12 protein-coding genes are annotated in these 15,835 nt (G+C 32.9%); 7 read left to right on the top strand and 5 right to left on the bottom strand.

Annotated elements, in window-relative coordinates; translation table 11 throughout:
* Window positions 1-39: 39 nt before the first annotated feature.
* Both CLORY_RS03365 and CLORY_RS03370 read right to left on the bottom strand, forming a co-directional pair.
* The gene (locus tag CLORY_RS03365) at window positions 40-1,008 is read right to left on the bottom strand and encodes a Gfo/Idh/MocA family protein (RefSeq protein WP_079422111.1); all 969 of its coding nucleotides are present in this window, start codon (window positions 1,006-1,008) and stop codon (window positions 40-42) included.
* 91 nt (window positions 1,009-1,099) lie between these two features.
* Window positions 1,100-1,981: an AraC family transcriptional regulator gene (locus tag CLORY_RS03370; protein ID WP_079422112.1), complete on the bottom strand. Its 882-nt coding sequence runs from the start codon at window positions 1,979-1,981 to the stop codon at window positions 1,100-1,102.
* 108 nt (window positions 1,982-2,089) lie between these two features.
* Here CLORY_RS03370 and CLORY_RS03375 point away from each other — a divergent pair, with 108 nt between their 5' ends.
* The 6 genes from CLORY_RS03375 to CLORY_RS03400 all read left to right on the top strand — a co-directional run bounded on the left by CLORY_RS03375 (window position 2,090) and on the right by CLORY_RS03400 (window position 10,280).
* Window positions 2,090-3,031, top strand: a complete 942-nt coding sequence (locus CLORY_RS03375) for a glycoside hydrolase family 113 (RefSeq protein WP_079422129.1) — start codon at window positions 2,090-2,092, stop codon at window positions 3,029-3,031.
* On the top strand, window positions 3,031-4,827 hold the full coding sequence (locus CLORY_RS03380; RefSeq protein WP_079422113.1) for an ABC transporter ATP-binding protein: 1,797 nt from the start codon (window positions 3,031-3,033) through the stop codon (window positions 4,825-4,827). Before CLORY_RS03375 ends, CLORY_RS03380 begins: the two co-directional genes overlap by 1 nt.
* Window positions 4,828-4,919: 92 nt before the next feature.
* Window positions 4,920-6,047 carry an SGNH/GDSL hydrolase family protein gene (locus CLORY_RS03385; protein WP_079422114.1) on the top strand — a complete coding sequence of 376 codons (1,128 nt, stop codon included), beginning with the start codon at window positions 4,920-4,922 and terminating at the stop codon, window positions 6,045-6,047.
* A 196-nt stretch (window positions 6,048-6,243) separates the two neighbouring features.
* Window positions 6,244-6,942 (top strand): HD-GYP domain-containing protein, encoded by a 699-nt coding sequence (locus tag CLORY_RS03390; RefSeq protein WP_242954320.1) that lies wholly within the window; start codon window positions 6,244-6,246, stop codon window positions 6,940-6,942.
* A gap of 409 nt (window positions 6,943-7,351) precedes the next feature.
* Window positions 7,352-9,079 (top strand): methyl-accepting chemotaxis protein, encoded by a 1,728-nt coding sequence (locus CLORY_RS03395; protein ID WP_169911511.1) that lies wholly within the window; start codon window positions 7,352-7,354, stop codon window positions 9,077-9,079.
* Window positions 9,080-9,215: 136 nt separating this feature from the next.
* Window positions 9,216-10,280: an SGNH/GDSL hydrolase family protein gene (locus CLORY_RS03400; RefSeq protein WP_079422117.1), complete on the top strand. Its 1,065-nt coding sequence runs from the start codon at window positions 9,216-9,218 to the stop codon at window positions 10,278-10,280.
* Window positions 10,281-10,427: 147 nt separating this feature from the next.
* Here the strand turns inward: CLORY_RS03400 and CLORY_RS03405 are convergent, their stop codons facing one another.
* Together CLORY_RS03405 and CLORY_RS03410 are read right to left on the bottom strand one after the other, a co-directional pair.
* Window positions 10,428-11,267 carry an aminoglycoside 6-adenylyltransferase gene (locus tag CLORY_RS03405; RefSeq protein ID WP_079422118.1) on the bottom strand — a complete coding sequence of 280 codons (840 nt, stop codon included), beginning with the start codon at window positions 11,265-11,267 and terminating at the stop codon, window positions 10,428-10,430.
* Between the two features lie 160 nt (window positions 11,268-11,427).
* The gene (locus tag CLORY_RS03410; protein ID WP_079422119.1) at window positions 11,428-12,066 is read right to left on the bottom strand and encodes a TetR/AcrR family transcriptional regulator; all 639 of its coding nucleotides are present in this window, start codon (window positions 12,064-12,066) and stop codon (window positions 11,428-11,430) included.
* 149 nt (window positions 12,067-12,215) lie between these two features.
* Here CLORY_RS03410 and CLORY_RS03415 point away from each other — a divergent pair, with 149 nt between their 5' ends.
* The gene (locus CLORY_RS03415) at window positions 12,216-13,883 is read left to right on the top strand and encodes an MFS transporter (RefSeq protein WP_079422120.1); all 1,668 of its coding nucleotides are present in this window, start codon (window positions 12,216-12,218) and stop codon (window positions 13,881-13,883) included.
* A gap of 110 nt (window positions 13,884-13,993) precedes the next feature.
* Here CLORY_RS03415 and CLORY_RS03420 read toward each other — a convergent pair whose 3' ends face one another.
* Entirely contained in the window at window positions 13,994-15,697 is a 1,704-nt protein-coding gene (locus tag CLORY_RS03420; RefSeq protein WP_079422121.1) for a proline--tRNA ligase, read from the bottom strand.
* Window positions 15,698-15,835 lie beyond the last annotated feature (138 nt).

Below are 15,835 nucleotides of genomic sequence, written 5' to 3' on the forward strand. Positions count from 1 at the left end.
AGGCATTTTTTAGCCGACGGAGGTCACTCATCCCTTATTTTATTCTCCTGGGTAAATAACTCCCCACTTTTTTCTTAGACTATCCATAATCTGCATAACTCTTATTGTCTCTGCATGAGGCATTTCTTCACATTCTAATTTACCTTCTTGTATAGCCTTAATGCAAGCTCTTACTTCATATTCATAGCCTGATATCTGTTTTGGAGCTTCATAGCAGGCGATTTCTTTTTGATCAAGGTCATACACTCTTATCCTTTCACAGTTATTAATATTTTCTGCTATGATGAATCCTTTATTACCGCTGATTATTCCCAGTCTGTCCGTTTGAGACATCATTGTACTATTTAATACTGCCATTCTTCCATCTTTATACTCAAATGTAATGCTGTTCTGTGCATCTACACCTTTATCAGTCAAGATTGCAGTTGAAGTTATTCTTTCAATGTCATTTCCGAAAACCATAAGAGCAAAATTTATAGGATACACACCAACATCTAATAGTGCACCTCCTGCCAGTGAAGGTTCTAGCAGTCTTGGAACACGGTTAATTACATAGCCTAAGTTAGCAGTCAACATGCTTACATTTCCAATAACTCCGCTAGCAATAATATCGTCCAAGGTTTTTCTAAGAGGCATATATCTGGTCCAGATGGCTTCTGTAAGTAAGAGTTTCTTTTCAAGAGCCAAAGCAAACATTTCTTCTGTCTGTTTCGCGTTTATTGCAAAGGATTTCTCACACAGTACATGTTTTCCATGATTCAGACAAAGCTTAACATGCTCATAATGATGTGAATGAGGAGTTGCAACATAAACCAACTCAACTTCTGGATCGGATAACATTTCTTCATATGAACCATATGCTTTTTCAAACGCAAATTCTTTTGCAAATGCTTCTGCTTTTTTATAATCTCTAGAAGCTACAGCATAGCTTGTAACTTCATCCATTTTATTTATTGTAGCTGACATAGATCTAGCTATGAAACCAGCTCCCAAGATAGCCATTTTCATATTATATAATCTCCTTTTCTTAAGTTATTGTAAGTACATTATAAGGCTTTAACTTAAGTAAAAGTCAAGGTGTTTTTTTAACAACATAAATTTAATTTTTTGAAATAGTATGATGTAAACGAAATTGTTTTGGTGTCATGCCTGTGTTTTTTTTGAAGATGCGTATCAAATGACTGCAATCTGAAAAACCTGTTTCTTGACTTATATAGTTAAGATCAAAATTTGTAAATAACAACAAATCTTTAACTTTACTCAGTCTTATAAATTCAATATAATCTCTGCATGACTGACCGTATAAGTCATGAAATCTCTTAGCAAAGTAGGAGTAACTCATATGACACCTTTCAGCCAGCAGCTCAACCTTTAGGGATTCATTTGAATGCTCATCTATATATTGTAATATGGTGTATAGTGAATCTGTGTTATTAGGCATCAGAGCGGCATTATTAGTATCAAATCCGTATTTTCTCCATAGTCTAAGAATTTCGATTAATAATGTTGATATCAAGGATTGAAGGCGAATATCATAACCATAGTCTTTATTTACCACTTCTTCTATGCAGCTATCCATTAAATTATCCAATGAAAAATTAGCAAAAGTTTTTGAAGGAAAGAAAATAGGTGCACAGGGGTCATCTACAGCACATTTGAAAACTGCACTAAGCTTTGGAGTATAACTACTGTTTATTTGTAGTTTATTTGCATCAAATTTAAGCACGTCATACTTTAGAGACTCATGGGAAGCTGTAAAAATTGAGTGCACTGCCTGTGGGTGGAAAAGAATCAAATCTCCAGGCTCCAGTACATACTCTTCAGTATTGCAATTTATTATGGCAGTACCTTTAAGCATAAATATAATTTCCATAAAATAATGCCAATGAGCTTTTATTGGAAATACATTATGTTTTGTATCAAATAAAAAGGCTTCATAAGGTGAAGTTAACATGTTACTTTCTTCAAATAAAAAGTCCATAATAATCTCCTTAAAATAGATTTGTTCTATTTTTAAATAATTGTATTATATCAGATTCAAGAATAAATTGGTATATTATATGAAACAAGATGGAGGGGAATGAGAGTTTTGAAGTTTATTAAAGGTTTTACTTTTGCGCCTTTTGCTAAAAGAGGAAGCTATATGAGAAAAGAAGCATATAAGAGTTTAGATAATTTGGTAGAAAGAGTTGGTGTTAATTTCATAATACTAGTACCTAATGGTTTACAGGATACTCCACAATCAGAAGAGATTTGTTATACTTCAAATTCAACTGTATCAGATGAAGAATTAGAAGCTATGATATATTATGCAAAGAAAAAGGGTCTAAGGGTTGCGCTTAAACCAACAGCAAATTGTAAGAACGGAACTTGGAGAGCTCATATTAATTTTTTTGATGAAGATGTTCATTGTGAACCGAAATGGAGTAAGTGGTTTGAAGCATATACGGCTTTTCAGCTGCATTACGCAAGCTTAGCTGAAAAAACAGGCTGTGAAATGTTTATTGCAGGTTGTGAAATGGTAATGTCAGAACGTAGAGAAAGAGAATGGCGTAAGTTAATTTCAGATATCAGAGATGTTTATCATGGAGCTGTGACCTACAATACAGATAAATATCAAGAACATAATGTAAAGTGGTGGGACTGTGTAGATGTAATTTCTTCCAGCGGATATTATCCTCTTAATGACTGGGAAAGGCAGCTAGATCGTATAGAAGCGGTAGTGCATAAGTTTAATAAACCATTTTTCTTTGCAGAGGCAGGCTGCATGTCTACTCAAGGTTCCTCGGCAGTTCCAAATGATTGGAACATGGAAGGTGATGTGGATTTAAAGGAACAGGCAGAGTGGTATGAAACTATGCTTAAAGCCTGCTTAAGACGTAAATGGATATCTGGCTTTGTAATGTGGGATTGGGCATCCAATCAATATTCATTAAATAGAGCAGAAAGTAACAAAGGTTATGATGTATATGGTAAACCAGCAGAGAAAGTTATTAGAAAGTACTATGACATGGTGGTGGCTGATCGATAATGGCAGAGAGCATAGAAACAGACAAGTTAGAACCAGAAGAGGAAGTCCTTTTAGAGAATTTTAGGAGAAATGAAAATCATACATTAATTACACTGCTTGGGCTATACAAGGGTCATTATTTAAAACTATTCTTTTCCATTGTCTTTTTTGCAGTAAAACATTTTCCTGTTTGGGTACTTCCAATTGTAACTTCAAATATTATTAATGCAGCAACTAATGGAGATAGAAATGCAGTTAATGTAATTATAATAAATGTTATTGTGATCCTCGTTATGGTACTGCAAAATATACCATCAAATTACATACATACTATCCTTTATGCAAAAGCGATAAGAAGTATAGAAAGGGATTTAAGAAGTTCACTTGTAAGAAAACTACAGCAGCTTTCTATCGCATATCATAATGAAATGCAGTCAGGACGGTTGCAATCAAAAATTATGCGTGATGTGGAGCAGATTGAAAATTTATCATCTCAGATTTTTATATCCATATTGAGTATCATACTAAATATTACTGTAGCGTTGGGAGTAGTTATCTTTAAAAGTTTAACTGTATTTTTATTCTTTATCGCTACTATACCTGTAGCAGTACTTATTATAGTGACATTTAGAGGAAAGATTAAGCAATATAATACTGATTATAGAAGAGAGATGGAAGAAACTTCTGTCCGCGTAATGGAGATGGTAGAATTAATTCCTGTTACAAGAGCTCATGGACTAGAAAAACAAGAAACAGAAAAGATGGATCATCAATTAAAAAACGTAGCTAAGAAAGGACTAAAACTAGATATTATTCAATCTTATTTTTCTTCTGTAAGCTGGGTGGCATTTCAGGCTTTTCAAATAATTTGTCTTGGTTTTACAGGATACTTAGCTGTAAAGAAATATATTACAGTAGGTGAAGTTGTAATGTATCAGACCTACTTTGGAACTATAGTGGGTCAGGTTTCTAGTGTTATTACCTTATTGCCTACTATTGCAAAAGGACTGGAATCTGTCAATTCAATTGGCGATATACTACTCTGTCACGATATAGAAAATAATCGCAGAAAAAAGAAGGTAAAAAATGTGACAGGTGAGATTATATTTAGAAATGTAGATTTTCAATATAAAGATGGAGAGCTTCCAGTTTTAAAAAATCTAAATTTTACTATAACTCCTGGAGAAACGATAGCATTTGTAGGCGCATCAGGAGCGGGAAAATCAACAATTTTGAATCTCGCTGTCGGATTTTTTTATGCTACAGAAGGACAAGTATTAATAGACGGGCAGAATATTAAAAGTCTCAATTTGCAAAGCTATCGTTCTCATATTGCAGTGGTACCGCAAAATGCTATTTTGTTTTCTGATACGATTCGAGAAAATATTATTTATGGAACAGATAATATTTCAGATGAAGAGTTACATGAAATAATAAAAGCTGCAAATTTAGAAGAGTTAATTGAATCTCTTCCTGATGGATTGGATACAAAATTGACTGAACATGGAAGAAATTTCTCTGGTGGACAGCGTCAAAGAATCTGCATAGCAAGAGCATTTGTAAGAAATCCTAAAATATTAATTCTTGATGAGGCTACATCAGCTTTAGATAGTATTTCAGAAAAGCAGATACAGGAATCGATAGAGAAACTTGTGAAAAACAGAACGACTTTGGTGGTTGCACATAGATTATCTACAATTAGGAATGCAGATAGAATTGCGGTTATTGGAAATGGAGGCCTACAAGAGTTTGGAACATATGATGAATTAATGGAGAAAAAAGGTGAATTTTATAGACTTAAAAAACTGCAGATGTAATCGACAATAAAAATGATATAGTCTGTTAGAAAATATAAGTGAACAATTAAAAGATAAATATTATATAATGAATATGAAAAAGGAGAAATAGAATGAAGGAAAATGAAAGATTAAAGACATATAAATTGTCTGAAATAGATAATTTAAAGGTCCATGGAAGAACAACTGGGCGTCTTTCTCCACTGACTTTGTTTTGGACGGGAAGCGCTGTTGAATTAAATGCAAAGGGTTCCGAGCTTTGGGTGGAAGTAGAGGTGGACTATGACATTTATGAACCATGGATTAGCATAGTTATTGATTCTGTTGCTGTAAGCAGACAGATGCTGACATCAGGAAGGTATTGGGTATGTGTATTTAGAGGTATGAACGAAAACACTACTAAGAATGTTCGTATCGTTAAGGATGTACAGGCTATGAACGGAGATCCCGGGTGTTCTATGCAGATACACGCAGTAAAATTTGATGGAAAATTTTTACCTATTCAAAAACGATCATATAAAATAGAGTTTATAGGTGACAGTATTACGTCTGGGGAAGGTGCTATAGGGGCTAAAGCCGAGGAGGATTGGATTCCGATGTGGTTCAGTGCAATAAACAACTATGGCACAATGACGGCAGAAGCTTTAAATGCAGAATATAGGATTATTTCTCAGAGCGGATGGGGAGTGCTTACAAGCTGGGACAATAATCCTCATGGAAATATTCCTGAATACTACGATAAAGTCTGTGGTCTTCTTACAGGAAAGAAAAATGAAGCTTTGGGAGCATTTAAAGAAAATGATTTTGCTTCTTGGCAGCCGGATATAGTAGTAGTTAACCTTGGAACAAATGATTGCGGTGCGTTTACTTCACCAGAATGGAAGGACGAAACAACTGGAGAAAATCATAAGCAGCGAATGAATGAAGATGGTACTTATAACGAAGATGACCTAAAAGCTTTTGAGAATGCAATCCAAAGTTTTCTTATTAAACTAAGGAAATACAATAAAAATGCACATATTATATGGGTATATGGAATGTTAGGTGTGTCCATAATGCCATCAATATATCGTGCAGTGGATGCTTATATGAAGAAAATAGGGGACAAGAAGGTTTCAGTTTTTCAACTTCCTAATACTACAGATGAGACGATAGGAGCAAGAAGTCATCCGGGTGTATTAGCTCATAAGAAAGCAGCAAAAGAACTGACTGGATATATAAAAGAAATTCTTGCAAATTAGTATACTATAATAGCATAATTCTTTAATGTCTGTTTAGAAATTGTAAAATCAATACCTAGCTGACATTGGAATTATGCTTTTTATTTAGTTGTGTTGAATATATTGGAAAAAGTTTAAAGGAAAAATGAAATAATAACTTGTAATGTTATAAAAATACTCGTCGTGGCAAGTCTTTATACAACAATATTATAGAAAATTGGATAGAATTCGACAAAAAATTCAAAATATCCATTCAGAAAATGCTGCAATCATAAATAACCTGGTTCCAAGCGATGATTTATCTAAATTAGCAGTGCATTCCTTAGATGTAACTGAGTTATCTATTATGGTTGGTATACGTAAAAAATATGATGAAAAGAAATTAGTAAAGTTAGGTACAGCGGCTTTGCTACATGATATAGGTAAGTTATTTACAAGTGAAATAAATCATGTAAAAAAGGGACAGGCTATACTTAAAAGGAATACGTCAATTATGTCAACTACATACATGGCGGTCTATTATATGTATGAAAGAGAAGATGGTTCAGGACTATTTGGTGTTACAGGTTCCAAAATACATGAATTTGCTAAAATACTTGGAATATGCAATGAGTATATAAATAGTATAGGTGGTGAAAAGGCACTTCTTCCTCATGAAGCTATTGAAAAAATTACAGCTGAAGCAGTAAGTAAGTTTGACAAACAAATCTTTAAAGATTTTTTGGAATCTGTTTATTGTTACCCTAATGGACTTCAGGTGAAATTAAATAATGGAAAGAAAGCTGTAGTTGTTATGCAAAACAGTGGAGCTACTACAAGACCTGTCTTGGCTGTTGCGGCTAATGAAACCTATACGTTTTGTAATTTGATTGAAAATAGAAATCTGACACTTTTTATAGAAAAAGTAATCATATAACTACTATTACCTTTACGGATTGGATGTAATACCCACAAGAGTATGTATTATACTCTTGTGGGTATCTTCATATTTTATTCTATAATTATACATGGGAAAATGTTGTTAAAATCAGCTATAAAGTGCTTGATTTTAGATGTAAATTTCTATAATATCAATATATGTAATGTTGAATGCTAACGTTTAACGGCAGGAGGTGGCAGTTAATAAAGGTCTACTAATTAATTTTTTACTACTATAAAATATTTGTTATTACCTAGAACTCATATCTTTTATTTCTTTTCAAATCTATTAAATCTTAACACCGAATACTGATTCTTATTAAGCATATTAATAATTATAAAATGATGCGCTGCTTGCAACAATTATGTGCATTGGTACAAAAGTACATATTTATAGGGGGTACAATATGACGTTTAACTTACCAAAGAAAAGTTTGTCGTTAAGGCATAAAATTACAGGAAGCTTTCTAATACTTATTTTCTTTTCTTCTCTTGTTATTGGTTTCTATTCTTATTATAATATGAAATCAAATATTGAATCAGTAGTAGGTAACACAGCATTATCAACGATTCAAGCTGTAAAGGATACAATTGATGCTGATAAGTTCAGCAGCTTGCAGGCAGAAGCTGATATGAAATCTGAATATTACAAGCATCTTCAAACACGCTTAATGGACATAAGGAAAACAGTAGGTCTAAAATATCTTTATACTATGCGTAAGACTGAAGCTAATAAATATATTTATGTTGTGGATGGAACTGAAATGAATGATAAGCAGTTCTCTTCATTAGGCAATGAAGAGACAAGTATAACTAGAGCGATGATGAGAAGTTTTAATGGTATATCAGAATATGAGTTTTCTTCAGATAAATGGGGAAACCTAATTTCTACATATATTCCTATTAAAGATCAATCGGGCAAAGTAATAGGCATAGTTGGGGCAGATTTTGATGCCAATAATATGGTTAATCAGCTTCACAAATTTAGAAGGAATATTGGGGTAATTATTGTAGTAGTTATTATTATGGGAATATTGATAAGTGAAGTTTTGTCAATTATTCTAGTTCGCTCACTAAATAAACTAAAACGGCAGGCAGAATTAATAAAAGAGGGAGATTTAACAGTAAAGTTTGATAATATTACTAATGATGAAATAGGTGTATTAACAAAATCTTTTAAAGATATGGTAGATAATCTGAGTGTTATTACTAATAGGATTAAGACAAATACAAAAGAAGTAGTTCTTCAGATTGATAGTGTTAATAATGATTTTAGTGAATCGAGTAAATCTACAGAGCAGATAGCTGAAGTAATTACTGAAATTGCAGCTGGCGCATTAGAACAAACTCAAAGCGTAGATGAAGTTGTGAAGTCTATGAATCAGGTGTTTGAGCAGGTAAAAAAATCAGTAGAGCATGCGACTTTAGTTTCAGATTCATCAAATCAGGCAGTAATAGACACCGCACAGGCAATAGAAATATTTAAAACTTCTATTGAAAAGGTGATCTCTGTCAATAAGACTATTGAGCATACAGATAGAATAATTCAAGAATTAGGAAATAAATCAAAAGAAATAGGTTCATTTAGTGATACAATTTCACAGATAACAAAACAGACAAATCTTTTATCTTTAAACGCTGAGATAGAAGCAGCGAGGGCTGGAGAGCATGGAAAAGGTTTTGCTGTAGTAGCTAACGAGGTTAAAGTATTAGCAGAACAATCTAATGACGCAACTAGGCAAATAAGTGATATTGCAGCTAGTATGCAGAAAGAAATCAGTGATGCTATTAAAACAATACGAGATGGAGTAATTAAGGCTAAAGAGGGGGTTGATGCTGTTACAAAAGTAGATGAATATCTACTAAACTTACAAAAATCTAGTGATGAAGCATATTTAAGAGTTAAAGATATAATAAAATCTATTGAATCAATTGAAAATGATTGTAATGATACAGTAAATAGAATGTGCAAGTTAGCAGATATTTCGAAGTATTTTAGTGAAGGTAGTCAGCATGTTGCTGCCTCAACTGAAGAACAGTCAGCAATCATGTATCAGATAAATGAAAATCTAGATAATATTAAGCAGGTCACATATAAGCTAAACAGTGTGGTAGATAAATTTAAAGTTGATTAAGCTTTTATCTTATCGTTTTTAACATTAGAAATTTATGTATTTTCCCAATTGTGGATAACTTTTGGATAATGTAGTATAATTAATAACTACATTATATTTACCAAAAAAGATCTGGATTATATTTGGAGGAAAACGTATGAAGGTAAGTTTTAGAGCAGATGAAGATAAAGTTAGAGTATTAGGCAGAACGACGGTTTTAGATGGGATAAGATATATTGATTATTCTTGTTCAGGAATTGAATTTGAATTTATAGGTACAAGCGTTAGCGTGAAGCTGTGTACAGATAAATCAAAATGGGAAGAAACATTAAAAGCCTGGGTAGCTGTTTTTGTTGATGATGAAAGCATGCCAAGTAAGCGTATACCGTTAGATAATGATGAGGATATATATAAGTTATATGAGAGCAAGGAATCACGTAAAGTGAAAATACGATTAATGAAAATGTCAGAGGCGGCTTTTGCCAAGGTAGGTATTAAAGAAATAGTAATTGAAGGCGAGACAGAAGCAGTACCAACAAAGAGCAAGGAACGCCGTATTGAATTTATCGGAGATTCAATAACCTGTGGTTATGGTATAGAAGGTGTTTGGAACACAGATGTCTTTAATACAACGCAGGAGAATCCTTGGAAAGCTTATGCAGCTAAATCAGCTCGCTATTTCAATGCTGAGTTTAACCTTGTATCCTGGAGCGGTATAGGAGTTATTTCATCTTGGACAGAAGAGGATACTCCTAACACAAAAGAATGGCTTATGCCAATATTATATAAATATACTGATGGAGCCTTAGATAAAAGCTTAGAAAAGACTGAATATCAAGTTTGGGACAACCATAAATTTGAACCTCATTTGATTGTTATTAATTTAGGTACAAATGATGCAAGTTATACAAAGCAAGTAAAAGAAAGAGCAGAGGAATTTCAAGAAGGGTATTATGAATTTTTAAAACAAGTTAGGGGATGTAATCCAAATTCTCAGATAATTTGTGCTCTGGGGGTCATGGGACAAGAATTATGCCCTGCAGTAGAGAACGCAGTTGAAAGATTTAGAAAGGCTGCAAATGATGATAGAATTCATACACTGTGTTTCGATGTTCAATTAGAGAGTGACGGAATAGGAGCTGATTGGCATCCAAGCTTAAAAACACAGGACAAGATGTTTAAAAAATTGATTGGCAAAATAAAAGAAGTAATGCAATGGTAAAAGAGTAAAGAGAAGAGAGAAAAGTGAAGAAAGAAATTCTTCTACGCAGAATTTCTGAGATTTTATCTTCGTATATGCATAGGGTAGGAAGTGGTTGGAGTGGGCATTTTCCAGCCAACAGAAATCACTTCTTACCCTATTTTATGTTCATTCTATATCTGTCATCATTCTATTAAAGTATGAAATCACTTGCTCAGCTATTCTATCTGGGTAGATGATACCTTTTGATTTGCAGGCATCCTCGGCATCTTGTTTGAATACAAGCATATTTTTTCTTATGGCAGTTTCAAGTGTATCTAATTGTGCTTGAGTAAAATATGATAATAAATGTTTCTGTTTTTCTTCGGGAACACAGTGCTTTACTTTGCTTTCCCAGGATCCCCAATCCAAAGTATCATACTGGGATAATAATAAATCTAAGTGTGCATGGAATATTATATCAATATTCTTTAACAGTTTAAAAATATCATTTCTTTTGAAATATTTAATGAGCATTTCAGTATGAAACCAGTAGGTATCCATCGTTCTTACTAGATCAGGTATATAATCATCCGTACGAAGTCCTCTATCTAGTAGTTTGCCTACTTCTCCGGTTGTGTCAAAAATTATATTTTTTCTTGTACAACCTTTTAAGTGCTGCCTGCACATCCATTCTTCAGGGTAATCAGAATTAACTACAAAAAAATCGAATTGGTGAAGGTTTTCACCTTGACGAATTACACTGCAATAATTTTTAAAATGATTATCGTTAAAGTCTTCGCCCCAAAAAATCAAAAGTTCATCAGAGGCTTCAGAAAGTATATTAGGAATGTCTTTCGAGAATTCTTCAAAATCTTTATCTGCTACAAGAAAAACAGGATCATAATCTGAATATATATCTTCCATACCTCTACTTATTGAGCCATAGTGCCATCCACCTTTGCAGCGAAGATCTTCTTTCAATATTCTTACCACTTTATTAAACACTACCTCTAAGTCCTTATGCATAACTTTAAACACTTCCTTTTTTGTTATTATTGTAATAATATCACTTTTATATTTGGAAGTATTGCTGTATATTGATACGTAATTACACAATATTGACTTTATTAACACGAGCCAGTTCTTAACTTTAGCGCTGAGAACTGGCTCACATATTAAATACATGTTACTTTAATTTTACAGTGGAAATAAAGAGAGCATAAAGCATATCTACACACTTAGCTAAATACAAGTCAGTATCTGTTAATGAATCATCATAAAGAATTTTATGGCATGCATCATCAACTAAAAGATTGGAATAGTAGCAAAATATCTCAAGGTCATTATCACTTTTAAAAGAGATGTTTAGTATATTGATAATTTCAATTACTTTGGACAGCCTTTCCATATGCTGTTTATTGACTAAATTACCTATATCCTCATCTAATAATTTTAAAGCATTCAATTCATGTTGAAAAGTCTTAGAAAAACTATGATGTTCTAACATTAGTTTTAAAAACTTTGTAAAAAGATTCTTCACAATACTAGGTTCATGTAAATCTTTATCATTATTTTCTATCCAGAAATCTTTTGTCGGATAATTAAAATCTTCAGATGTATTTTTTAGTACTTGAAGATAGATGTCTTTTTTATCTTTAAAATAAGCATAGATTGAACCGGTAGCTACATTAGCTTCAGCAGCAATATCAGCAGTAGTGGTGTTATAATAACCATTTTCATTAAATAGTTTAAAAGCAGCATCAATAATTTTATCGTATTTTTCCAAAGCCCTTTTTTGGGTAGGTTTTCTAATCTTTCTATCCATCGCAATCACCTAAGTATATAGTAAGGTACATTATTAGAAAAGTCAATAATATGAAATTAGTTTCATGTTATTGACTTTTAATTAAAATACTGCTAGTATGTGAATGTGAAATTAATTTCATATTTATGTATATTTTTTTGGAGGTCATTATGAGAAAAAAAGAAAAAAATTTAGCATTTATCTCTCTGGCAATTTCCTGCTTTTTAACAGTATTAGATTCCACCATAATAAATGTATCGCTTCCGACTATGGCAAAGTATTTCAACACAAGCATTACAGGGATATCTTGGGTAAGTACTGCTTATCTAATTCCATTTTGCGCACTATTAATCAACTTTTCGAAGATAGCAGATATATATGGCAGAAAAAAACTATTTTTAGCAGGTCTTATAGTTTTTGGTATGTCTTCAATCTGTTGTGGTATATCTACCACAATATATATGATAATATTTTTTAGGGTGCTTCAAGGTATTGGTGCCGCTATACTAGCACCATTAGCTATCCCTCTTGGAATAGAACTATTTGGCAAAGATGCGATGGGTAAGCTTGCTATTATAGTAGGAATGGTTATCTCAATTTCAGCAGCATCAGGCCCTGTTATCGGTGGCGTATTAAATGAGATATTTGGTTTTAAAGCTATTTTCTATGTAAATATACCTTTTATTTTGGTTTCATTAGTGCTTGGTAAAATGTATGTTAAAGAATGTTATGACAAGACGATAGAGAAAAAAGTAGATATGATAGGTTCATTGCTTTTAGCTTATGGTATAGGTGCACTTACGTTTCTGCTTGTTAAAGGTAATAGCTATGGGTGGAGCAGCAAGCTTATAATTACAATGATAATAACTTCTTTGTTATCAATACTAGGATTTTTAATTTATGAAAGTCGAATCAAAAATCCTATGATAGAATTTAATCTATTTAAAATAAAAAGTTATACTGCATCAATAGCACTTATATCTGTTATCTTCTTTGCGTATATGCCAGTATCATACCTGATGAATTTTTACCTTGAAGATCAGCTTGGCTACAGCACACTGAAATCAGGACTTATTCTTGGTATTGCAAGTGTAGTTTCCTTTCTCATGTCGCCAATATTTGCTATAATATCAAGGAAAGTTTCTGTAAGGCTAACTTCATTTTTAGCTGTTGTCTTTGTAAGCTTAGGAGATTTAACACTTACTTTTGTGAATAGTACCAATCATATAAGGATAATATATGCTGCTTTTATAATTGCAGGATTAGGTATTGGAGCAACTACACCGCTGTATCAAAGTGCCTTTGAGGAAGTGCCCAAGGACAAAAACGGAGTGGCTTCAGGAATTCAAAATAGTATAAGGCAGGTAGCTGCCTGCATTGCTATCGCCTTAGTATCAACCTTAAGCACCCATTACAGCGGTATAGCTGTAGACAATGTAAAAAACAAGATAACTAATTACGTAAATCAGGATACTGTAATTGAGCAGAAAGTGAAGAATGTTATAAATTCGAAGATGAAAAACATGAAATCTGATGAAAAATCGGGTTTTTCAAGAAAGATAATTCATAATATGGTTGAAAAACAAGAAAGCAAGGTTCTAAAGGGTATTCCTCAAAATATGAGAACTGTTGTTAAAATTAAGTTTAAAAAACAGGAAAAAGAAATTTACAAAGTTATAGATAAAGCACGTAAAGTTAGAACAGATGAAATCAATAAGGTGTACAGTAAATGCTTTTTAATTGTCGGTATTATCGACCTTCTAGGATTGATTGCAGTACCTTTTAATAAGGTTAGACGAAGAAAAATAGAAGAAGATGCATTAAAAACGGCTATGTAGTTATTTAAATATAAAGTAATCAATAATTTTAGATTATACAAATAATAAAATAGATGCTTATAAATGATATGGAGCTTACGTTAATGTAAACTCCATATTTTTATTATGTGCTAGTTTAAAGCTATAGCTTTATTAACCTGCTCTAGGAGAGAATCAGTAGAAATTTCATTAATTTTACTTTCATTTCTTTTCTTAAATTCTACTATTCCTTCTCCAATTTTTTTACCTACGGTAATTCTTAGTGGAATTCCAATTAAATCAGCATCTTTAAATTTAACACCAGCTCTTTCATCTCTATCATCAAGAATTGCATCTATACCGTTTTGTTTTATCGTTTCGTAGATTTGTTTTGCTGCATTTAATTGCTCCTCATTTTTAACATTTACGGGAACAACAATCACCTTATAAGGTGCTACTGACATAGGCCAGATTATGCCGTTATCGTCATGATGCTGTTCGATGATGGCCGATAGAATACGAGTAACACCGATACCATAGCAGCCCATGAGCATAGGATTGCTCTTTCCATTTTCATCTAAATAGTTGCACTGCATAGGCTTACTGTACTTTGTTCCTAATTTAAATACCTGACCGACCTCTATGCCTCTTTCCATTTTCATAGGTTTTCCGCATACTGGACATTTATCTCCTTCAGATGCGCTTGCAAGATCAACTACTTTACCTGTAAAGTCTCGTCCGTAGTTTACATTCTTCAGATGGTAGTCCTTCTCATTGGCACCTGTATAAAAATTCTTTAGATGAGTAAGTTCGCTGTCTACTAGAATTTCGGCGTTTTTCAATCCTATTGGTCCTATATATCCTGGCACACTGCCTATAGCTTCAATATCACTTTCGCTTGCCATCTGAATATATTCTTCTATTGTTCCAAGAGCATTACAAAGCTTAACAATGTTGAGTTCTCTGTCACCTCTGATCAATGCAAGAATAATTCTGTCACCAACTCTAACTACTACAGATTTAACTATTTTGTTGGTTGGTTCATTAAGGAATTTGCCTACTTCTTCAATTGTAGCAAAATTTGGAGTATGAATTTTCTCAAACGGTTTCTCGGCTTCGGCATCATCAGCAGTATCAAGCATAAATTCAGCTTTTTCTCTGTCTGCTGCATAATCACAGTTTGTGCAATATAGTATATCGCTTTCACCAATATCACTAAGTGCCATAAATTGATGTGAGCCAGTTCCGCCTATAGCACCGGTATCTGCTAAGACTGCTTTCCATTCAAGAGCACACCTATCAAATATGCGGCTATAGGCGTCATACATATCCTTATAACTCTTATCAAGACCTGCCTCATCTCTATCGAAGGAATAGGCATCTTTCATTACAAACTCTCTTGTTCTTAATAGTCCAAATCTTGGTCTTCTTTCGTCACGGTATTTTGTTTGAATCTGATATAAATTAATTGGCAGCTGCTTATATGAAGTTATTTCTTTTCTTACTATATTTGTAAATATTTCTTCATGAGTTGGTCCAAGACAGAACTCTCTTTCATTTCTGTCCTTCAGTCTGAACATTTCTTTTCCATAATCACTCCATCTTCCAGATTCTTCCCAGAGTTCTTTTGGTTGAAGAGCTGAACATAAAATTTCCTGAGCATCTTTATTATCTAATTCTTCCCTAATTATTGCTTTAATATTTTCTATTACTCTTATACCAAGGGGGAGATAGTTATACACTCCTGAAACCAGATTTCTTACAAGTCCTGCTCTTATCATAAGTTTATGGCTGGCAATGTCTGCATCGTTTGGAGCTTCTCTTAAAGTTGGTATAAACATTTTTGACATGTACATTATTATATCCTCCTTGTATAATGTAGTCATAACATTCAATAGAAAACTGTCTTTATTAATTACGAACATTACAACTCATTTTTTTCTTATTATTCTTAAAATCTTTACCCTATAGGGTATTTGTTTCTACTCTAACTT

Source organism: Clostridium oryzae (assembly GCF_002029235.1).
Classification (GTDB): Bacteria; Bacillota; Clostridia; order Clostridiales; family Clostridiaceae; genus Clostridium_AE; species Clostridium_AE oryzae.

What these genes read in the sequence shown, in the direction of transcription:
- CLORY_RS03370 (WP_079422112.1), bottom strand. Translation starts at nt 1,981, where the DNA reads ATGGACTTTTTATTTGAAGAAAGTAACATGTTAACTTCACCTTATGAA.
- CLORY_RS03395 (WP_169911511.1), top strand. Translation starts at nt 7,352, where the DNA reads ATGACGTTTAACTTACCAAAGAAAAGTTTGTCGTTAAGGCATAAAATT.
- CLORY_RS03365 (WP_079422111.1), bottom strand. Translation starts at nt 1,008, where the DNA reads ATGAAAATGGCTATCTTGGGAGCTGGTTTCATAGCTAGATCTATGTCA.
- CLORY_RS03415 (WP_079422120.1), top strand. Translation starts at nt 12,216, where the DNA reads ATGAGAAAAAAAGAAAAAAATTTAGCATTTATCTCTCTGGCAATTTCC.
- CLORY_RS03405 (WP_079422118.1), bottom strand. Translation starts at nt 11,267, where the DNA reads ATGCATAAGGACTTAGAGGTAGTGTTTAATAAAGTGGTAAGAATATTG.
- CLORY_RS03420 (WP_079422121.1), bottom strand. Translation starts at nt 15,697, where the DNA reads ATGTACATGTCAAAAATGTTTATACCAACTTTAAGAGAAGCTCCAAAC.
- CLORY_RS03380 (WP_079422113.1), top strand. Translation starts at nt 3,031, where the DNA reads ATGGCAGAGAGCATAGAAACAGACAAGTTAGAACCAGAAGAGGAAGTC.
- CLORY_RS03400 (WP_079422117.1), top strand. Translation starts at nt 9,216, where the DNA reads ATGAAGGTAAGTTTTAGAGCAGATGAAGATAAAGTTAGAGTATTAGGC.
- CLORY_RS03410 (WP_079422119.1), bottom strand. Translation starts at nt 12,066, where the DNA reads ATGGATAGAAAGATTAGAAAACCTACCCAAAAAAGGGCTTTGGAAAAA.
- CLORY_RS03385 (WP_079422114.1), top strand. Translation starts at nt 4,920, where the DNA reads ATGAAGGAAAATGAAAGATTAAAGACATATAAATTGTCTGAAATAGAT.